The sequence below is a fragment of the Pontibacter sp. MBLB2868 genome (assembly GCF_051904785.1).
Taxonomy (GTDB): Bacteria; Bacteroidota; Bacteroidia; order Cytophagales; family Hymenobacteraceae; genus Pontibacter.
Window position 1 is genome coordinate 835,699 of sequence record NZ_CP196710.1, and the last position, 21,298, is coordinate 856,996.

Annotated in this window: 17 protein-coding genes; 9 read left to right on the top strand and 8 right to left on the bottom strand. The window is 42.9% G+C overall.

Annotated elements, in window-relative coordinates; genetic code table 11:
- Window positions 1–9 precede the first annotated feature (9 nt).
- The gene (locus ACSX1A_RS03660; RefSeq protein WP_439882259.1) at window positions 10–2,340 is read left to right on the top strand and encodes an ABC transporter permease; all 2,331 of its coding nucleotides are present in this window, start codon (window positions 10–12) and stop codon (window positions 2,338–2,340) included.
- A 412-nt stretch (window positions 2,341–2,752) separates the two neighbouring features.
- Here ACSX1A_RS03660 and ACSX1A_RS03665 read toward each other — a convergent pair whose 3' ends face one another.
- Window positions 2,753–3,517, bottom strand: coding sequence for a hypothetical protein (locus tag ACSX1A_RS03665; RefSeq protein ID WP_439882260.1), 765 nt, complete (start codon window positions 3,515–3,517; stop codon window positions 2,753–2,755).
- A gap of 497 nt (window positions 3,518–4,014) precedes the next feature.
- Here ACSX1A_RS03665 and ACSX1A_RS03670 point away from each other — a divergent pair, with 497 nt between their 5' ends.
- Window positions 4,015–4,692 carry a response regulator transcription factor gene (locus ACSX1A_RS03670; protein WP_439882261.1) on the top strand — a complete coding sequence of 226 codons (678 nt, stop codon included), beginning with the start codon at window positions 4,015–4,017 and terminating at the stop codon, window positions 4,690–4,692.
- An 89-nt stretch (window positions 4,693–4,781) separates the two neighbouring features.
- On the opposite strand, the gene ACSX1A_RS03675 is transcribed toward ACSX1A_RS03670, so the two are convergent.
- Window positions 4,782–8,753 carry a CheR family methyltransferase gene (locus ACSX1A_RS03675; protein ID WP_439882262.1) on the bottom strand — a complete coding sequence of 1,324 codons (3,972 nt, stop codon included), beginning with the start codon at window positions 8,751–8,753 and terminating at the stop codon, window positions 4,782–4,784.
- A gap of 571 nt (window positions 8,754–9,324) precedes the next feature.
- On the opposite strand from ACSX1A_RS03675, the gene ACSX1A_RS03680 reads away from it, so the two are divergent.
- The 6 genes from ACSX1A_RS03680 to ACSX1A_RS03705 all read left to right on the top strand — a co-directional run bounded on the left by ACSX1A_RS03680 (window position 9,325) and on the right by ACSX1A_RS03705 (window position 14,409).
- Entirely contained in the window at window positions 9,325–9,642 is a 318-nt protein-coding gene (locus ACSX1A_RS03680) for a hypothetical protein (RefSeq protein ID WP_439882263.1), read from the top strand.
- 343 nt (window positions 9,643–9,985) lie between these two features.
- Entirely contained in the window at window positions 9,986–10,879 is an 894-nt protein-coding gene (locus ACSX1A_RS03685) for a cyanophycinase (protein ID WP_439882264.1), read from the top strand.
- A gap of 112 nt (window positions 10,880–10,991) precedes the next feature.
- Entirely contained in the window at window positions 10,992–11,480 is a 489-nt protein-coding gene (locus ACSX1A_RS03690; protein WP_439882265.1) for a GAF domain-containing protein, read from the top strand.
- A gap of 317 nt (window positions 11,481–11,797) precedes the next feature.
- Window positions 11,798–12,373 (top strand): DNA polymerase ligase N-terminal domain-containing protein, encoded by a 576-nt coding sequence (locus tag ACSX1A_RS03695; protein ID WP_439882266.1) that lies wholly within the window; start codon window positions 11,798–11,800, stop codon window positions 12,371–12,373.
- A gap of 120 nt (window positions 12,374–12,493) precedes the next feature.
- Window positions 12,494–13,366: a non-homologous end-joining DNA ligase gene (ligD, locus tag ACSX1A_RS03700; protein ID WP_439882267.1), complete on the top strand. Its 873-nt coding sequence runs from the start codon at window positions 12,494–12,496 to the stop codon at window positions 13,364–13,366.
- A gap of 95 nt (window positions 13,367–13,461) precedes the next feature.
- On the top strand, window positions 13,462–14,409 hold the full coding sequence (locus tag ACSX1A_RS03705; RefSeq protein ID WP_439882268.1) for a cation diffusion facilitator family transporter: 948 nt from the start codon (window positions 13,462–13,464) through the stop codon (window positions 14,407–14,409).
- Window positions 14,410–14,437: 28 nt separating this feature from the next.
- On the opposite strand, the gene ACSX1A_RS03710 is transcribed toward ACSX1A_RS03705, so the two are convergent.
- Together ACSX1A_RS03710 and ACSX1A_RS03715 are read right to left on the bottom strand one after the other, a co-directional pair.
- Window positions 14,438–15,289, bottom strand: a complete 852-nt coding sequence (locus tag ACSX1A_RS03710) for a metallophosphoesterase (RefSeq protein WP_439882269.1) — start codon at window positions 15,287–15,289, stop codon at window positions 14,438–14,440.
- A 219-nt stretch (window positions 15,290–15,508) separates the two neighbouring features.
- On the bottom strand, window positions 15,509–15,778 hold the full coding sequence (locus tag ACSX1A_RS03715; RefSeq protein ID WP_439882270.1) for a hypothetical protein: 270 nt from the start codon (window positions 15,776–15,778) through the stop codon (window positions 15,509–15,511).
- Window positions 15,779–16,034: 256 nt separating this feature from the next.
- Between ACSX1A_RS03715 and ACSX1A_RS03720 the strand changes: the two genes are divergently transcribed.
- Complete coding sequence (locus ACSX1A_RS03720) at window positions 16,035–16,439, top strand: hypothetical protein (RefSeq protein ID WP_439882271.1); 405 nt, start codon at window positions 16,035–16,037, stop codon at window positions 16,437–16,439.
- 115 nt (window positions 16,440–16,554) lie between these two features.
- Here the strand turns inward: ACSX1A_RS03720 and ACSX1A_RS03725 are convergent, their stop codons facing one another.
- The 4 genes from ACSX1A_RS03725 to ACSX1A_RS03740 form a co-directional block, all read right to left on the bottom strand.
- Window positions 16,555–16,803, bottom strand: a complete 249-nt coding sequence (locus ACSX1A_RS03725) for a hypothetical protein (protein WP_439882272.1) — start codon at window positions 16,801–16,803, stop codon at window positions 16,555–16,557.
- A gap of 246 nt (window positions 16,804–17,049) precedes the next feature.
- Entirely contained in the window at window positions 17,050–18,138 is a 1,089-nt protein-coding gene (locus ACSX1A_RS03730; RefSeq protein ID WP_439882273.1) for an ABC transporter permease, read from the bottom strand.
- On the bottom strand, window positions 18,135–19,523 hold the full coding sequence (locus ACSX1A_RS03735) for an ABC transporter permease (RefSeq protein ID WP_439882274.1): 1,389 nt from the start codon (window positions 19,521–19,523) through the stop codon (window positions 18,135–18,137). The genes ACSX1A_RS03730 and ACSX1A_RS03735 overlap by 4 nt, the downstream gene beginning before the upstream one ends.
- Window positions 19,524–19,532: 9 nt before the next feature.
- Window positions 19,533–21,248 (bottom strand): ABC transporter substrate-binding protein, encoded by a 1,716-nt coding sequence (locus ACSX1A_RS03740; protein WP_439882275.1) that lies wholly within the window; start codon window positions 21,246–21,248, stop codon window positions 19,533–19,535.
- Between the last annotated feature and the right edge of the window lie 50 nt (window positions 21,249–21,298).

A 21,298-nucleotide genomic window follows, 5' to 3' on the forward strand; every position in this document is an offset into this window, starting at 1 on the left:
CTTGAAGTCATGATAAAGAATAATCTAAAAATCGCCATACGGATACTCTGGAAAAACAAAATTTTTTCAGTAGTCAATGTACTGAGCTTGTCATTGAGTATGGCGGTTGGTGTAATTCTTTTTACCTTCATAAAAGCCACTCACGATACAGACCATTTCCATCCAAAATTAAATCAAATAGTACGGATACTCACGTTGGAAACAAGTGAGGGGGAACAAACCAAATGGGCAACAGCGCCATTGCCGTTGGCGAGTCAAGTGGAAAGCGTCTCTTTTGTTGAAAAAACGGTAAAAGTACGCCTGGCAGGAAAATATAACTTGCAAACAGACAAAGGTGATATACCTATTGACATAAAATTTTCAGAGCCTTCTTTTTTTGATGTTTTTGGCTTTAAAGTATTGTCAGGTAATGCACAAAGCCTTACAGATAATCCCACTTCCCTTTTTTTAACTGAAAGAACAGCAGAAAAGATATTCGGCGACGCCAATGCATTAGGAAAAACGGTTCAGTTTGAAAAATTAGGTTCTTATACCGTTGAGGGAATTATCCAAGACCCGCCTTTAGAAACACACCTACCCATTGAGGCAATGCTTTCTATTAAATCTGCTGTAATGCTTGAAAAAAAAGGAGCCATCAGTAGTGTATCACAGAATTGGGGAGACTTCAAGAGTTCAGCAATTTACGCACGTTTAAAATCAGAAGATAATTTAAAGCAGCTCAATACAACGCTCCAAAACTATAGTAGGAACCTGGGTAAGAGCAATCTTCAATTTTTGGCGCAACCCCTAGAAGACATTACCCCTCGAAACAAAGACATTAAAAATGACCACAATGCAGGCGTCGATTGGACGGGCATAAATACACAGCTGTTTTTGATTCTAGCCTTAACCCTTTTATCTGCTTTTAACTATATCAGTCTGGCATTGGCGCGTGCCTTCTCTCGAGCAAAAGAAGTAGGTATTCGCAAAACGATAGGCGCAACAAGAAGGCAAATTATTGGTCAGTTTTTAATGGAATCGACCTTGGTTTCCCTGTTTGCTTTGTTGTTTACAGTGCCATGTGTTGAGATTTTGATGGACTATATACCCGATATGGATATCGCCTTTTCTTATGATCCAACATTAATTTTAGGCTTGTTAATATACGCAGTTATCACAGGCTTAGTCGCAGGGGCATTTCCGTCATGGCTGTTGTCAGCGTTTCAGCCCATACAGGTTTTGCGTAAAATGAAGAATATAAAGCTGTTCCGGAGTGTTGCTATTTACAAAGCTCTGATTGTCGTACAGTTTTCAGTAACTATTATGCTGATGATATTCTTTGTCATACTGGCCGATTATGAAGGAAAGAACAATGCGATCATTAGCTCAACTGTGCCACCCAATGTGTTGACACTTGAATTGAAAGGGGAGAATTATGAAAACCTGCAAAACGACATAAGCCAGTTAAGTCAGGTAGAAACGACTTTAGCGACTAACTGGTATTATGATGTTTTTAAACTGGGTAAATCTTCTGTACAATTAAATGATAAAACGCTGAGAATAAATTACGTAAGTATTGACCCAAAAACAATTGAAACAGAAGGGATCAGCTTAAAATCCGGGCAAAATTTTCCTGAAATTATGCCCCAAAGTACTGAGCAATATGTGTTGGTGAATGAAGCTGCCGCAAAATTATTGGAATCTGAATCGGAGACTTTAGTGGGGCAAACGCTATTACTGGACTCTGCCTATGTACAAGTCATTGGCATCATGCCCAATCAAGTTTTTGACGAACCAATCCCTTTACTATATCGCTATTTGCCAAATGAAATAGCCATCTTGATCATAAAATTAAAGCCAAATACAGAATTGGAGGCGACGAATGCCATTCAATCCTTATGGAAAAACCATTTTCCTGAAAAAACAGCAAATCTTTACAACTTAAAAGACGATTATACAGGAGAGGGCAGTAGAGAAAGAATAGGTTTTTTTGGATTCTTTGCCCTTATAGTCATGATAATCGCTGCTTTGGGCATTTTAGGCATAGCCAGTTACTCCGTAGAAACACGCACTAAAGAACTGGGTATCAGAAAAGTATTGGGAGCAAGCAACACAGAATTAGTATGGACAGTTACCCGTAATTTTGGCATTCTTATCCTAATTGCCGGACTAATTGGTGTTCCGGCAGGCTTGTTTTGCGGTGATTTATTAAGAAAAGAAATGGGCAATCGTGTTGATTTGAGTCTTATAAATGTGAGTATAGGCTTTGGTTTAGTTGCCATAGTCGGGCTACTGACCGTCCTATCCCAAACCATTCGAGCGGCACAAATTGAACCTGTAAAAGTTTTAAAAGCAGAGTAAAGAAGATAAAACATTCATTGGCAGGTTATGACAATGGCGAGACAATTATTTCTATTCCGCGACACCATGACGACAAAGTAACGATTGACTACATTTACCAGAACAAGGACAAATGTTGCTAACAAAATGTATCTTCAATGGTGCGGTGAGGTGTAAGCTATAAGTTATTTATCTTCGTTCTACGTTTGGTTTAGTGGGACAGGACGCGGCTTCGAAAGCGCATCACTGCAGACACACAAACGTTAAGCGTCTTGAAAGTCTGGAAATGATTCACACTAAACTTATTGTATCTCTTAGGACATCTCTTGTAGAGAATGAAGCCCCTTCTTGAGCGTAAAACTTACTACTGTCTAATCTGTTGTAAATACACTCTACATTTGTTTTGCTTGTCTTGACATAAAGGTAATCGCTTTTAATCATGCGTGATCTTGACGAGCACTTCGCGCTCTTTACCACCTTTTATGGCTTGGGCAAGCACCATTCCGATTCCTTTGGCATAAGATTTTCTTTCCAGTACATCGGGCTCAAGTGCTGTGAATTCTTCTGTGGTCAGGCACTTATGGAATATGCCATAGGGAACTTTAACTGATCTTTTACTAGGTAGTACCTTCGCCTGGTCTTCCGCCTCTCCTGGGTAAAATTCCTGGTAGTACGTCTGGCCTATATGATCACGCGGGTTTGCCCACATAATGATCCCGGGCTTTGCCCCGTCAACTCCAGCTTGCCAGGAGCCTTCAGTGCTTACCTCCCCGTCTTCATATGCTTTGGTGTATTCGCCGAAGTACCACACATTGCCTTTTTTATCCTGTGCATACCAATCATAGGTGTCTTCTATTACAGTGCCATCTTTTTCTGTGGCCACATCATGTACCACGCGGCAGGTAACACCTAAAATTTCTTTTGTCTGGTGGGTAACATAAACCTTTATGTACTCAGTTGTTTTTTCTCCTTTTTCAGAACTCGTATTTATATAAAAGTAAGTATAGCCGGGTTTTAACGGGAAATAGGGATTGTCTATGACTGTTACAAAATTAGCAGGGTTGATGCTTCCATTTAAAACATTGCCTGTATTATCTTCAGCGCTTACAGGAGCGGGGTTTATAGCCTCATCTTGACTACAGGCAGTAACCAGAACGATAAAACAAGCGATCGATAATCTTAAAAAATTAGTTTTCATACATAGAATGTTTTAGCTGTATCTAACACGGGGGTGATGAAAGGTGGCCTTGCTTACTGTAAATAGCAACGGCCGAAGAATGGGGAGGCATAATACTTAGGAACGACTTAATTGAATTAAAGTTATTTAAAGTATAACTAAAAGGAATGATTTTAAGTCCTACTAGTAGTTTTAAACTGATTACACTTAATAGATTATAAAAATCCAGGCTGTGTTGTTGGTAAGCAAGCAAAAAAACAGGATGCGAATGTGAATGAGGTGTAGATCTGCAAAAGCAATTTGCTCATAGCCTGGATTTTACCTCTTCCAGCTCCGGGCTTTTACATGTACTAAATGAGATTTGAAACGTAAAAAAGTGTAAAGCGAAGGTGCATATCACATCAAAAGGTGGGGTTTTTAACGTTTTTCAGCCTGCTGATATCAACCTAAGCTTAGTACTTAACCTGGTAAAAGGGTAAGTAATTTATTGGTAGACACACCATATATACTAACTATCAATGTCAACTGAAAGTACCATTCGGCTTATCATCACAGACGACCACAGAATTATTCGGGAAGGGCTTATGTCGCTTCTGGAGCATTACCCCGAAATTAAGGTAGTGGGGGAGGCCTCGAACGGCCAGGAACTACTCGACCTTTTAGCAACTACACCTGCTCATGTAGTTTTAATGGATATAAACATGCCTGTGATGGATGGTTTTGAGGCAACAAAGCAGGTAAAAACTAAATTTCCAGAAACAAAGGTAATTGCGTTATCCATGCTGGCCAACATTCCTTATGTGCAAAAGATACTTACCTGCGGGGCCTCTGGCTATTTGTTAAAGACCACAGACAGGGAGGAGTTAAGGGCCGCCATTAAACTGGTAGCAGCTGACACCAATTACATAAGTGGCGATCTTTCCATCTCTATGCTGGGCAAGGCCATGAATCAGGAGGTGCCAGCGGTAACAACAGCAGCGGATAAAGCCGGGCTTTCGAAGCGGGAGATAGAGGTACTTTCGTTGATTGCGGAGGGGTTTACAAATGCTGAAATCGCAGATAAGTTATTTACAAGTAAACGCACCATCGAAACGCACAGACAGCATATTCTGGAGAAAACAAATGCAAAGAACACAGCCAACCTGATCAAGTTCGCGATAGAAAACAAAATACTGAAGATCGGGAAAGAAGACTGATCGCTACCTGACTTACAGCACCGTGTTGCACCAGTAAGTATACCAATCACAAGGTGTTTTTTTGAAAACTAACATTCCTGCTTCAGCTGCTAAACCTGGCAGGTGATTCTGAAAATGCACCCATTGCCCTCAGAGCAATTGATCTCCATTTTCCCTTCCAGCAATTTAATACGGTTCTGGATACTGCTTAACCCTCTGCCTTTAATAAGATTCAGCTCATCTTTGTTAATGCCTATTCCATTATCCTGTACAAGTAACAAAATAGAGTTCTTTTTCAGGTTGAGCTTTACTGTTGCTTTGGTTGCATGGGAATGTTTTACAATATTATTCAGCAACTCTTGGATAATTCTGTATAAAGACAAAGAAGTGGTATAGTCTACTTCACCATCATCGAACCCGGTTATTTCTGACGTTATAGCTAGGTTCATGTTACTAAACCGGGAGATGATCTCCTCCACAGCAGTCCTGATACCGAATTCCTTTAAAACAGAAGGGGTTAGCTCAAAGGATATATCACGTGTGATCTTAATGCCCTGTGTGAGCAGTTGGTCAATATTATCCTTAACCTTATTTCGGTTTGAGTTATTAGGGCACAGGTTGTCAAGGTTTAACTTTGCAGCGTATAATACTTGTCCCAAGCCATTGTGCAATGCCTCCGAAATGCGGCTGCGCTCTTCCTCCTGTGCCTGAAGTATAGCATATAGTATGGTGCGCTGTTGAGAAAGATGAAGCCGTATATTTGCTTCTTCCGCATCTTTCTGATCCTGGATATCGGTTGCAGTGCCTATCCAGAGTACTATTTCACCTTCCTCATTACGTATCGGGACATCTTTGATAAGGTGCATGCGGTACTCTTGCTCTTCTTTGCAGTAGATCCTGGCCTGGGCTGTGTGAACCTCCCCAGATTCAAGGGCAGCATGGTACGTCGGAATTATGATCTTCAGATCATCCGGGTGAAACGCTTTTTCCCAACCCCAGCCCTTTGATTCTTTCTCAGTTAATCCGGTGTAGTCGTACCAAAGTTTATTAAATGTATTGCTTTCGCCATTAGGTTTGTTTGTCCAGGTAATATGAGGTATAGCCTCTATCAGGGTTCTGAAGCGCTCCTCACTTGCCTTTATTGCCTGTTGCTGTTGCTTTAGTGCTTTATCGTAAAGCTTTCGGTCTGTAATGTCTTGCTGCGTTATAACTAAACCATCGTCAAATTTAACGGCAACGATATGTATCCAGCGTTTTTTCCGGTTGTGAGTCTGCCAGAGTTCAGTTACTAGCTGCTCACCCGTTTCCACAACATGCACAAACTGCTCAAATAAATTATGGTCTGGCAGATCAGGATAGGCATTCCAGAGGGTTTTACCGATCATGCTGCCTTCTGCCTGTCCAAATAGTTTCTGCGCATTGTTATTCGCGATCTTCAACATGAAGTCGGTGATAACATTTGATCTGTTACGGACCGCTTTTACTGCCAGAATAGCATTTGGGGAGCTTTCGAGTATGCCCGTGTGGAGCAAATGGAGGTTCTTTAGTTCATTTATCTCAATAAAAATAATGATCGCCCCATCTATCTTTTGCTCCTGCGTAATATAAGGAAGCACCCGCATCTGGTACCAAACCCCCTTCTTATCCTGCACCACTTTTTCAAGTACTTTGTTGCTGGCAATCACAAACCTGACATCCTCCACCAGGTAATCATAGCGCAGGTTGTTTGATATGTGATCAATTGTACGTCCGATGTCACTTTCTATCAGGTTAATAAGATTTGTAGCAGCAGGGGTGTATTTGCGAATTATGAGTTTGCGGTCCACAAAAATCTGCCCGATTTCGGTACTCCTGAAATAGTTGTTCAGGTCATTATCCAGCTCTACCAGCGCCTTGATCTTATACTGATGTTCAGCGTTTATGGTGTGTAATTCCTCGTTTAAAGACTGAAGCTCCTCGTTGGTACTTTGGAGTTCTTCGTTCGATGAGAGCAATTCTTCGTTTGTGCTCTGAAGTTCTTCATTCGATGTCTCGAGTTCTTCTACTACTGTTTGCAGGTCCTCTTTTGTATACTGTAACTCCTGCTCCAACTCCTTTACTCTTTTTTCATAAAAGTTGTCTTTCGGTATGTGGTTGGTTTTTAGCGGGATGCGTGGCTGTTCCTCCGAAAAGAGAACCAGCATATACTGCTGATAATGTTTAGTATCAGAGCTGAGTGGTTTAATTAAGATATTTATATGCCGCAGTGTTTTACCATCCCGTACCTGTACATTATTTGCACTTACTTTTTCATTATGTAGCAAAGCCTTCCGTAACAAGGTACCGAGCGTAACAGCCAGGTCCTGCGGAACAAGTTTGAGCAAGTTAAAGGTGAAATTATTTTCCGGCAGGTCCAGGTAATTTTTATACTTACCTGCGCCATGTAGCACTTCATTGTTTTCGTCTATGTAAACGGCGGCATAGCCGTATTCTTCTAAGATCGTCTCGTTAAGGAGTTCATTAAAATTTTGGTGCAGCAGCTGCCTTGTAGACAGTTCACGCTTATAGCTGGGCATAGGTGTTTTTGAACGCTTGGATAGGGGTGTGTTAACGAACGTGTCCGCTACACCTTGTGGGTTAACAGGGTCTGTGTTACGGTATATTTTCCATTTTTTACTAACCTCTGTAAGTCCCTTCTGATCACCGATGCTTTCACTGGAGCCTAGAAATAAATAACCCCCGATCAATAAAGAGTAATGGAATTTATTGATGACCCTCTTCTGGAGTACAGGGTTAAGGTAAATAAGCATATTTCGGCAACTTACCAGGTCTATACTACTAAAGGGCGGGTCGTTGATAATATTATGAGGAGCAAAGATCACCTGGCGGCGCACGCGGGGTGACACCAGGAACTTGTCATCTTTTTTAACAAAATAATCTTTAATGTATTCCTGCGGCACCCCGGTCAGGCAACCAGCTTCGTAAAGCCCTTTCCCGGCAAAGTCAAGCGCTTCACGGTCAATGTCAGAGGCGAAGATCTTTACTTCCAGCTCTTTTTTAACTTTGTCCAGGTATTCCCGGATCAGGATCGCAATAGAATAAGCCTCTTCACCTGTCGAGCAGCCAGCTACCCAGACCCGTAGTTGTTCTGATACCTTTTTCTTGTCTACCAGGTCTGGTATCACTTTGGTGGCCAGTAAATGAAACGCTTCGGGGTCGCGGAAGAATTTGGTGACACCGATCAGAAACTCTTTACTAAGCGTTTCTACCTCTTCAGGGTGTAGGTTCAGGTAGTCGTGGTAGTCTACCAGGTTTTTTATCTCTTTAGCGGCCATGCGCCTGCTGATGCGCCGTATGATAGTGGGCCGTTTGTAATTATTAAAATCAATGCCTGTTCGCTCGTGCACCATTTCCAGGATCAGGAAAAAAGATGACTCGGTTTCACTGTTCACCAGTTCTGTTACATTCTGCGTGATGGGTGCAACTTTAACAAAATTAAATATTTCGTTAGGCATCAGTTCCGGGGCAATAACAAAGTCAGCCTTGCCGGTGCTGATCGCATTACGGGGCATGCTGTCGAATTTAGCAGTAGACGGGTCCTGCACTAATACCAGGCCTCCTGCTTCTTTAATGGCGGTTACACCCTCTGTGCCGTCGTTGCCGGTGCCAGATAGAATAATGCCTACTGAACGGTTCTTCTTGTCAGCTGCCAGGGAATTAAAAAAGGTATCAACAGTTTTAGAGCGCCCCACACTGGTTTTATCGAGTAACTGCAGGTGGTTGTCTTTTATGATAAGCTCCTTGTTGTTAGGTATCACATATACCTTATTCAGTTCAACAGGCATGTTGTCTCCCGCCTCCATTACTTCCAGTTTGGAATATTGGGCAAGGATCTCCTTAAGCATGCTCCGGTGTTCAGAGGAAATATGTTGCACTATAACGTAAGCTACGCTATCCTGCGGCACGCTGCTAAACAAAGCCTGCAGTGCCATTAGTCCGCCGGCAGAGGCTCCGATACCGATCACAAATACCTCCTGATCTGCTATCTCCTTTGCCTCTGAACCTGCATCCTTAACAATTTCCCTTTTAGTTGATTTTGCCATGCATTTTGCTTTTAACACCAGGTGCTCTTATTTTCACTCTTACTGGCCAATTTACCACTTTTAGACAATTATTTGTGATTTTGAGCCTGATGTTACGTGGCAGAACAGCTTTATTAAGTACTTATACGTAAAAATTGCCTTCTTAAAGTAAACATCTACAAGGTTTAAAAAACAGGTTGTTTTCACATCAATTGCTTTATTTGTTACACCCCGAATTTTGAGAAAAAACAATAGGGAGCAGAGATGCGATTAAAAGCAGATTTGTTACCGAAGCCGGAATTAATACTTATAATAAAATAATAAATTGGTATTTAAGTGCAATTTGTTTGTATTTAAAGCCACCTTCGGCTTTTGTTTAACTGTAGGTCCGTAAACCAAGAATAGATATAGCCTGGAGGATGTGCCGATTGCAGGTATGTTTTCCAGACTTTAGAGCAATTGGAGTGGCCATACCTTTTTGGGTGCTGAGGATGACCCTCCTTTTGTTCCTTCTTTTCCAGCCTTCTATCAACATACCTGTATGCCTTAGTATATGATCTCACAATATTAAACTAACTCATAATAAAAAGTTGTGGCTAAAAGAATAAGTATTATCAAAAGTGAAGGGAGGCATAAAAAGCTACGCTTGCCCTCTACCAGCTCAAAATTGTTAGTTGCCCGCAAAGATGCATACTGCCGCCATTTAGATCAGACGAGTTGCCAGGTGAAAGGAGACAAAAGCGAGTTGAGTTTTTTTAAAGTGGTTCGTGCTTTTCAGGCACCGGAACCTAAAATTGAGTTAAACAATGAACATAAGTCATACAACAACTTTGTGGTGTATAATTATGGGCAAAAACATGAACGGCAGCATAAAACTGCTATGAAAAAAGTATCACCGAAATACCTATGAAAATAGGAAAAGCAGGTTTTAGATACTACAAAATTTACAAGCTATGAAAGCTGAAAGAGGTGCCGGTCATTTTCCGACACCTTTTTTATATCCATCAGCCAAAGAGCCTTATCCGTAGCAGCAGCAGAAGCTTAGAGTCACCAGCTTCTCCACTCGTTAGTTCATTGGCCTCCTGCTTTCACTGTCTTTTTACAAAAGTTAACCAATAGATTTAAGTCCTCCGTAATAAGCACTAATCGGGTATTTGGCATTTTTAAAAGCAGCTATTGGAAGCATGTATTGCCTGGGCTTTTAAAAGTAGTAACGACCCGGAAAATTTCCTGGTATTACAACGCAATGAACGATGGCGATAAAAAAGGTAACAGAGAAGTATAAGCATCACAAAGAAGCTCCTGTACCCAAAGGCCGCTTGTTGGCTATCGGGGGCCATGAGAGCAAAGGAGAAGGCAACAAAAGTAAAGAGCAGGAGCGCAACGTAGAGTTTGAGAGTGAGGAGATTTTAAAATTTTTTGTATCTGAGATCAAGGGCAGCAACCCAACTGTAGTCGTAATACCAACAGCCTCTACCATTCCTGATAAAATGGCTAAGGAGTATGTGAAGGTATTCAGTGAACTTGGAGTTACAAATATTGAGGTGCTGGACATTAGAAGCCGGGATGATGTGAATGATAAGAAGCACTGGGAAAAGATTGAAAAGGCGGCAGGTATCTATTTCTCGGGCGGAGATCAGCTACGGTTGTCTTCCATACTTGGTGGCACTGATCTGTTGCAACTGATGAAGGAGCGATACACCTATGATGACATACTTATTGCCGGAACAAGTGCCGGTGCTGTTGCCTTATCTACCCCGATGATTTATGAAGTGATGACGCAAGGGGGGTATATAAAGGGTGATGTGCGCATAACCACCGGGCTCGAGTTCCTGAAAAATGTAGCATTCGATACACATTTTATACAAAGGGGGCGAATGGTGCGCATGGCACAATGTATAATAACCAATCCGGGCTGTATTGGCATTGGCCTGGAAGAAGACACAGCCGTATATGTAACCGAAGGGAGAGAGATGCTGGTGGTGGGTAGCGGCCTGATGACAGTTGTAGACGGGATGAACCTTGACAGTACGGACATCTACGAAATAGGAACCGGTGAACCCTTCTCCGTTCGTGGCTTGCGCGTGCATTTACTTGCCGCTGACCAAAAGTATACCTTGCCAACATTTGATAAACTGCACCTGTAACTTATCGGTACGCATGCTGAAATAATACCTATCTGGTGTAACATTAACATGTTTTCTATCGATACTTTCTCAAATAAATTTAACGAACCTCACTAACTCAAAAGAAATTTATATGCAAGCTTCTACTACTTCCATACTTCAGGATCTGCAGCAAAGCAACTCACCGATTGACTGGCAACAACTATTAGCTAAGATCACAGCTGCTTTTGACTGTACAACGGGCACCATCCATACTTTAGACAAGGAAACCGGGTTATTACACCTGCAGGCGCACCAGGGAATACCTTCGTTTTTATTACCTAAAATGGAAAAAATTCCTGTTGGTAAAGGCATGGCTGGCATTGCTGCAGAGCGCAGGAAACCCGTAGAGATGTGTAACCTGCAAACAGATGAATCCGGGGTGGCAAGGCCTGCTGCTAAAGAAACAAAAGTAGAAGGGTCTCTTGCCGCGCCTATGCTGCTTGATGGTGAGCTATTCGGCACCCTGGGTGTTGCCAAACCCGTTTCGTATGACTTTACTGAAAATGAAAAGAACGATCTGATGAAGATCGGGGAGGAAATAAGCCGCCATTTAAACCAAAAAACTGCTGATGCAAAATAAGCCCTTTCTATACTTCTGAATTAACCGATTTATCCTCTATAAAACCGCTGGCAAAGGGCATCCGGATGCTGCCAGACTCATGACGTTCAGCTTATTTTGTGCGTAGGACAGTTTAAATCCGGGCAGCAGCCCTTTCACCTTTATATTGCTATTGCGGAGTGAGGGTGTTTAAGGGGATAAGAATTGCCTGTAATGGAATATGTAAGCACTGCTTTTTATGCCTGCTGGTATTGAACCTTAACATATTGCCAGAGAAGCCATGTACTTATTTTCGTAGTTTTCCAGGCAACGCCTGGCCTAATAATTATTCAGGAACTATGGCACTTGAACCATACAATGAGAAGCGCAATTTTAGCCATACACCAGAGCCGAAGGGAGTGGTAGCGAAAAATAGCGGGCAACTGCATTTTGTAGTTCAGCGGCACCTGGCCTCAAAATTACACTATGATTTCAGGCTCGAGATGGCTGGTGTACTCAAAAGCTGGGCCATTCCCAAAGGGCCAAGTATGAATCCGGCTGATAAGCGCCTGGCAGTAGAGGTGGAAGATCATCCGATAGCTTACGGAGCTTTTGAAGGCGACATACCCGCAGGCCACTACGGTGCTGGGCACGTGGATATATGGGATAACGGTTTCTACCGTGCTGTTGAAACAGACGACCCGATTGAGGGTGAGAAGCTTTTACTGCAGGGGTTGCAGGAGGGAAGCTTTAGTTTTGTGCTGGAGGGGAAAAAGCTGCAGGGTGAATTTTCGCTGATCAGGATGAAGGGACGGCAGAAGGGGGCCTGGCTTCTGATCAAGAAAAAAGATGCCGCTGCTGTAGAAGAGGATTACGACAGTGAGGCTCACCTGGAGGATATCAGGGATGACATTCCTAAGCAGTCAACAGAATGACACCCGAAAAGTGAAGGTAAAGCTAAGCCCGCCAAAGGGAAGCTAGAAGGCAAAGGTGTGAAAACCGACAGGGAAAGTAGCCAAAAGTCACGGACGGAAAGGGAAATAGCTGGCCAAACAGTGTCACTGACTAATCTGGATAAAGTATACTGGCCTGCGGAGCACATCACTAAAGGCGATCTGATAGATTATTACCAGCACATTTCCGATGTGCTTCTGCCGTACCTGCAGGACCGCCCGCAGTCACTTTTTCGTTACCCGGATGGTATCACCAGGCCCGGTTTTGTGCAGAAGGATGTTCCGCATACACCGGATTGGGTAAGAACTGTTAAACTCAAAGCCGAATCAACAGGGGAGGAGGTGGAGTACCTGGTGGTGGATAACAAGGCTACCCTTGCGTACATGAACAACCTGGGCTGTATTCAGCTTAACCCCTGGAATGCTCGTACTGCCAGCCTGCAGAAGCCAGACTATATGGTTCTGGACCTGGATCCGGGAAATAATACCTTTGATGAGGTGATAGAAGTTGCCCTGGCAGCGAAGGAGGTACTGCACCAGGTGGGGGCAACAGCTTATGTAAAAACTTCAGGGGCTACAGGCATGCATGTGTTTGTGCCTTTGGCTGCAAGGTATGAATTTGAACAGGTAAGGCGATTTGCACTCAGTGTGGCGCGCCACGTGCACAAAAAGCTTCCGGCCCTCACCAGCCTCGAGCGGAAGCCTAAGGAACGAAAGGATAAGATATACCTGGATTTTCTGCAGAATGCCATCGGGCAGACCATCGCATCGGTTTATTCTGCCCGACCTAAACCAGGCGCACCTGTATCCACCCCTCTGGAGTGGGAAGAACTGAAGCCAGGCCTTTCACCAGAAATGTTTACGATCCAAAATATCCCGGATCGGATAAAGGAAAAAGGCGATCTGTTTAAGGGTGTGCTGGGTAAAGGCCCTGACCTGTTGCAGTGCCTGGAAAAGCTGGAGGAAGCACCTTAAATAACCATCCAGGGCTAAAAAAGATAGTTCTTGTAAATCTGTAGGCTGTTGCACCGTAAGGTATACCATATCTTTTCAAATCAACAAAGTATAGCATGAATGTAAATGCATCTAAACTTCCGCTTTATGGGGCACTTGCTGCCAATCTTGCGATAGCCATTATCAAATTTATTGCAGCTGCACTTAGCGGAAGCTCTGCCATGTTATCGGAAGGCATACACTCGATGGTGGACACAGGAAACTCGCTGCTGCTGCTTTTAGGCTTGAGCAAAAGCAAGAAGCCTGCAGATGCCTCACACCCTTTCGGGCACGGCAAGGAGCTTTATTTCTGGTCACTGATCGTGGCAATTTTGATCTTTGCTATTGGTGGGGGGATGTCTATCTATGAGGGAATCATGCATATTCGCCAGCCTAACCCTTTAGAAGACCCGACACTAAGTTATATCATACTGCTTGTGGCCATGGTTTTTGAGAGCATCGCCTGGTATATTGCTTACAGAAACTTTTCAAAAACAAGGGTGGAGAAGAATTTTCTCAAAGCTTTACGCGCCAGCAAAGACCCCGCTACCTTCACCGTACTCTTCGAAGATTCTGCAGCCATAACAGGTCTTGCAGTAGCATTTTTAGGAGTGTTCCTGAGCCACCAGTTCAACAATCCCTATTTTGATGGCATCGCCTCTGTTGTAATTGGTTTCTTACTAGCCGGTGTGGCCGTTTTACTTGCCTCCGAAAGTAAAGATCTGCTAATTGGGGAAGGTGCCAATGCTCGCACAGTGGAAAGTATAAGCGAAATAGCGACTGCAGATCCGGCCGTGGAAAAGATCGCAACACCACTCACTATGCACATGGGGCCTTATGAGATCTTACTTGCCATGGACATAAAGTTTAAAAGCAACCTGAGCTCAAGCGAGATCGAGTCAGCTATTGTAAGATTAGAGCGAAACCTACTGGAGCGCCATCCGGAGATAAAGCGGATCTATATTGAAGCAAAGTCTATCACAGCCAAGGAAACATCACAATCTGACGCTAAGTATTTAAACTAAAATTAGCTACGAAACCTGTCTCAGGTTCTTAAACATGATAGTTGAGGACGATCATTTCTGATTTTGCAAAAAAGCGGAATGGTATCGTGGAGGTGCCAAAACCCTTTGAAACATACAGGTAGGGGGCATGTTCGTTGTACCATCCGTTTACATAGTTGCCAGACTTACCAGGTAGTATGGGTACATATCCTGGCAAACGCACCTGTCCGCCGTGGGTATGGCCTGCAAAAATGTAGGAGATATTAAGTTGTCTGTCCGGGCTTCTGCTGCTGTTGATACGTTTTATCTGCTCCTTTACGTGTTTCTGCTGTAGCGGACTATGGATAAGCAGCAGGTGGTTCTCTTCGTACCCGACGTCTTTTACTGCTTTTGCAAAATGATCCTCACTCTCTATAAAATCATCCAGGCCGGTTATCATGATGCTGTTCCCGCGCACCTCATACGCTTTAGATTTATTTAAAAGGAAATCGCAATTATACTTTTCAAGTGCCTTTTGAAGTTCAGGTATCTGTATGTCCGCCTTATAGTCGTTGTTACCGGGTATTGCTACGATCCGGATTGCAGGGTTGAGGAGATCAAAGAATGCATCAGCAGGCTGTATATGACCACTTGAGTCCAGAATGTCACCCGCAATAAGGAGAAGGTCCGGCTGAATTTCGTTTAATTTTTGTGCCAGTTTAGTAAAGTGAGGCAGTAAGAGGTCCTTAAAGTGAAGATCTGTTAGCAAAACTATTCTGACCATGTCTTTGCCTTCCTCTTTGCCTATTTCAAATTCCTTTACCTCAAAAAAGTATTTCTCAAGTATCAGGGAATCGAGCAGGAGTCCCGCAGCAGTTGTTGCAATCGCTGCGATGCCCCATTTTATATATTTGTTTTTCATTTACACTGTGTTGGTATCATTACCCTATACCGACAAGGCAGTATGCATGTTATTAATCCTGCTTAAAAGGACACAATGTTTGCAGATGGAAGAAATGTTTAGGATGATACTGAGCGGTTGATTTTACCGTTTTCCAGACTATAAAGTATGGTAGCTACTAAAACAGGAAAAGCGGCACTAGCCGCTTTTCCTGTTTTAGTAGCTTATTTTCAACAAGCCCTAATCGTGACCTTGCTGTTTCACAAGTTTGTTATACACACCGAGTAATAAAAATGGTGCTGCCCATTGACCAACAAATAAGGCTTCTTCATCTTTCCGCAAAACTTTTAAAGTAGCAGAAACGGCCATTGAGCCTAATGCTGACCACAGGTATACATCTGATGGTAGCTTTGCAGTATACTTTTCAATGTTTTTGGCTACAGGCCCCTCTTTATGGGTGGGGTTATACGCATCTGCTTTTGTCTTCAGGTCTCTTACGTTTGTTTCCATAGTGTTATAAAATTTAGTTTAAACGATTTTAATCAAAACGGATAATTAGCTGTATTGTTTATTTGAACTAGCTGAAGGTAGTGTTTGCAAGGGAATATCTATGAGGAAAGTCTGCTAACAAGAGATTAAGCAGTTTTTTGTTGTGGATCACCGGCACACTACAGGCGCTTGTATATTAATTATCCGGGGCTATAACATTAGTTAAACTTTTTCGGATAACTAGCGTAGTTAAAAGATTGTGTATAATTTTTAGCTTATGAATATTACTGAATCTGCCCATCAGTTTGCTATTAAATATAATGAGGCGTTATGTCTTTTGGAAGTAGTTTGGTATGGTTGCATGTCGGAGGAGAGGTTGCAAAAAGCACATGATAACATATCGGAGGTGCTCACAACGAAACAGGTGAAGCTTTTCGTGTCGGATATAAGCTTATCAACTACCAACAGGGTGAAGGAAGAACTCTGGCTTATGAATTACTGTTTTCCGCTGCTGGAGAACATTGGTATTTTGCGTATTGCCCGTATCGCTAATCCTGATGCTCTTGGCCATATGGTGGTCAGTAACCTTATTGAAGTTGTAAACAGGGAAGAGCAGTACGATTTCAGAATAGAAACTTTCTCTGCGCGCGACAGGGCCCTGGACTGGTTGCTTACTGCCTGAAATAATAACAAAAGCCCTGCAGAGGGAACTACAGGGCTTAAGCCTAATAAACACAAACAACTAACAAATTAACTAACCAATTATCTCAAAATTATTACTCCGTTTCAGTTTCCTGCTAATAGCGCACAAAAGGCAAATTGCTTATGGACTGGTAGCTATCACTGATGCCAACAAAGTAGTCTCCTATAAAAATACCCGAACCATTGCTGATCGCCTGTGATCCTGCATTGTGGTTCACCATCCCCCCATCTATGGTAGAATAATCAAAAACCTCTTCACGTTGCAACTGGCCTTTGCCAGATTTCCTTCGCTTATTAAAGTTCTCAGCGGCCTCGGCCAGAAATGATTTGATTATTAAGCTCATGTTTCAGTAGGTTTAGGTAGTTACTTGTTACAATGATAATAAGAAGAATGCTTCAGGAACAGGAAAACTTATGGCTAAAAGTAACATGGCCAAAAGGAAGGTGCATTTTTAATTTTTGCATTATTGTGAGTCTGAAAAGCGTTATTATTTAATATATCTAATATATTGCTTCTCTAATATTAAAAATGTAAGCCTAAAACTTATAATTATCAGGAAGAAATTTTGTAAAAAGTAACAAGAATTCCTTTATTTTTTTTGCTCGAAGGAATGAAGCAAATAATTGCTGATCATTTGAAGTGCCAATACCGTTAGAGCAAGCGCCCCCCCCGGAAAAACCACCAGCCACCACGCAGATGTATTGGCCCTTATTCCTGCAATAGTTCTTCCCCAGCTTACAAATGAGGCTGGTACGCCTATTCCCAGAAATGATAATGTTGACTCAAGGGCCAGCAAGCCAGCCACCCCAAAAGTAAACGTAATGATAATCGGGCCAAGCATGTTCGGAAGCGCATGTCTTAACAAGAGTTGCTTTTGTGTCAGGCCTATACTTCTGGCTGCCTCAAAATATGTAAGGCTACGGATCTTTAGCATTTCGGCCCTTGCCAGTCGCGCTGTAGATGTCCAGGTTACAGCAATAATAACAAAAGACAGCAGGAAGATAGAAGGTGGTAAAAATGAAGCGATGACCAGGATAAGTAACAGGTTTGGGATACTGTTCAGCGATTCGATTATTCTGAGTGTTAGGTAATCGAGTGGCAATGAAACTGTTTTAAGAAACAATTCCCACTTTTTGAGTAGGGGCAATACTACTTTATATAGTAGTGCATAGGTTATGATAAGTATAATGTAGCACAACCCAAGGCTGAGCCAGGAAAATTCAAGGTTCAGGAGCTGCAAGGGGAGGTATAGTCCAAAATAAAAGAACAGGAAAACGAAGATACCACCAACCAACATTGCGGCCCTGCTTATCTTTATACCTTTGTTTCCGAAGAAACCTGCACAAATTCCAATAAGTACACCTGCTGCAGTTGAGAGTAACATGACCGGGAAACTAATAAGAAAGGCTGAACGGGTACCATAAAGTACGTTTGCCAGCACATCCCGCCCCAGTGCATCAGTGCCCAACCAATGCTGGCCATAAGCTCCCAGGCTATGTTGCCAGGCAAACGGCATTTGATAGATGTGGTTCAGGTCAAGCTCGTTGGGTTGGTAGGGCAGGGGAAGCCAGGGCAGCATTAGAATAATGAGCAGCAGCAGTGCCAGGTAAAGCAGTGCAAACCTGAACCCGGCCTTGTTGTGCCAGAGATAGGAAATATTACTTAGCAACTGCTTCATTCGTATTGCTGCTTAACACGCGGATCTGCAAGTCCATAGCCAATGTCTGCCACTAAATAAGCTACTACTCTCACAATGGCCACAAAGATTACAATTGCAACTATGATCGGGTAGTCTCTGGCCATAACTGAATTTACTAAAAGGCGCCCCAGGCCAGGTATGGCAAATATAGTTTCTATTACAACTGTACCAGCCAGCAAAGCCGGAAAAGCATCTGTGAGTATTGTTATGACCGGAAGCAGGGAATTCCGAAGCACATGCCGCCTGATCACCTGCTGTTCTGATAAGCCTTTCGCTCTGGCTGTTCTGGCATAGCCAGCTGTTTTCTCTGTTCTTAAAGTTTTGTATATAAGGTTAGTAAGGTAAGGGATGTTGGTGAGGGTCAGGCACAACACAGGCAGTGCCATGTATTGCATCCGTACACTTAGTTGCTGAAACGCACTTAAACCGGAATTCATGTTTAACCCTAAACCAAAAACAGGGAACCACTGAAGAAATTCAGGCGTAGCAAACAGCACCAACAGAAGCAGAGCCAACAGGAACAGCGGGATACTATCCAATATAAATAGAAGGGGTAAGAAAAACTTTCTGAACATCTTTCCTTTACGCATCACCAGGAACAGGCTAAGTTCCAGAGAAACAGTAAAAGCTATAAGAATACTACTAACTATAAGCCAGAAAGTATTGCTGAAGCTTTCTATGATAACTTCGGAAACAGGTCGCTGGTCCCGGTAAGAATTACCTGCATTCCCTTTTACAAGTTCAGCTATCCAACGGTGATATTGGTTGTTTAACCCATGCCAGTGAAAAGAGGGAAACATATAAGCAAACTTGTTTTGCTTTTCTATGAGCTGATTAGCTGCTTGTTCGAGTTTTCGGACTGCTTGTTCAGAAGGTGTCCCGGCGGCGCGCATAACAAGTACAGACATACTGGTTCTGAGCTGTTCCGGGGTTGCGGCGGTAAGGAGGTTTTCGAAAGCAGCCTGTTGTCTGGGGTTGGCATGCAGCAGAACTGCAACTTCTGTTTCCTTTAAACTTTGATTGTATTGCCATACAGCAGGCCAGTTGCCGTAGCGCCAGTTTAAAAGCTGTAAACGTTGCCGCTCTGCCTCTGGAAAAATTAAGCTAAGCGTGTCGGGCTCTGTGCCAGCCTTAACAGAAAAGTAAAATAGTGGTAGATCCTGGCCTGTTCGTTTTATGTATGCTTTGTAAGCATCTTGCCTGCTGTTAGCATTGCCTTTGCTGTAAAAGCCGCCATTTTCCTGTAATATCTGTTCAGAACCTGCGGCGCCAGGTAATAATCTGCTTAATATAAACACAAATGTTGCCAGTAGCCATAAGGCCGGCAACGTGGTGATCAGTCGCTTAAACAGGTAATGCAGCATCAGGAGCTGTTAATCTTTCAGGGTAAAAGAGCTTACATCATAATTTGGGCTTAGCCCTGAGATCTTGATGTTTTTAAAACGCCTGTGCACAGCCAGCTTATCTTTATGGTAGTAAAGAGAGATAAAAGTAGCCTCATCGTAAAGTATGCGTTGGAGTTCTTTCAGCAGCCTGGCCTTCTCCTCTTTTGTGGAGGCACTGTTTATTGCGTCTAAAAGTTCATCGCTATTGCTGTTGCCAAAACCAGTATAGTTCATTCCACCAATGCCACTAAACGAAGTATGAAAAAGCGGTTTAAAGTTCAGAACAAAGGGGTTACCGGAAAGTGTACGGAAGAACATTTCAAACTCATGTGCTTTTGACTTCTGACCAAACAAACTCCCCTCCATTGCTTGAATGGTAACAGGGATGTCTGCTTTAGCTGCATTTTGCTGAAAAATAAGGGAGGCATTCTCAAAGGCAGTATTACCGGCGCGGTAATTTACATCAATGGTTAGCTTTGTTTTTTGCCCGTCTAGCACTTTAAACCAGCCTTCAGAAGTATGCTGCCATCCGGCCGCTTCAAGTAATTTCCGGGCTTTTGCTAAGCTAAAATCAATTGGCTTTAAGCTTGTGTTATAAAAGTCTGTTAAAGATGGCGGTACTGGGCCAACTGTTGGGGTAGCATAGTTTTGCTGTGAGGCCTTGATAAGACTGTTCACATCCAGTAGGTGAGCAATGGCCTGGCGTGTTCTTTTATCTTCAAATTTTGGAAGGCGACTATTCAGGCCCACATAAGCGAACTCATATGAGTTAGGGGTATAGAGGGCATAGTCCTTTGTGAAGGCTTTGTCTTCCCGGAGCTGGTTAAATTCAGCAGCATCAATTTTCTCCAGTACATCCAGCTGTCTGTTCTTGATGGCAAACAGGGCCGTTGTGTTATCAGGGATAACGTAAAAGCTGATCTGTTCCGGGTTGGCTGTAATGTAATCCACGTCCAGTGCACTGCCCCACCAGTTTTCCTTGCGGCGAAGCGTAATGGATTGACCAGATACCCAGTTTTCAATCAGGTAGCCTCCACTTCCTTGCAACAGATCTTTGCTCCGGTTAAAGTCGGGGCCGTTGAACCTGCTGGCAAAGGTTTCTAAGTTTGTTTTGTTTTCTAGCTTGGAAAGATCGTCCTGTAACGCTGAAAGTTTGTAGTCTTTCAGAAGACCCTGAGGGTCAATTAAATAAGCTGGGAGTATAAAAAAGTCTCCAGTTAAAAGTTCCATCTCCGGAGCATATCCCTTACACACAAAAGTGAATTTTTTAGGATTGGCCTCATCCGGCACTATATCCTTAATAAACTCTACCTGGGGCTTTAAACGCTCATTATTAAGCAAAGGGGCATTTAAAACCTTAAGTGTAAAGGCAACATCAGCTGCTGTTACCGGCGAACCGTTTGTCCAGGTAGCCCCTTCTCTGATCTCATATGTAAAGAGAGTCGTAGAGTCGGTTTTTATTACCTCGGGCATACGAGCAGCCAGTACCGGACTTATCTGATCTTTGCCAAGGTCTGCGCCAAGCAGACTTTGGTAAAGCAGGTTCACTATTTGTAAAGCTCCCGCATCACCATAATTTATCGGACTGAGAGTTTCAGGCTCAATTGCCAACCTGACTTTTACACTGTCAGGTTGGTTATTAGGCTGGCTGCAAAAGCTTAAAAGAAATATGAAAGCAAATGAAAGTAGATTTATCTTCCGCATAAGATTACCCTTTGGCTGTACTCTTTACAAGGGCAAGTTATGGAAAAATA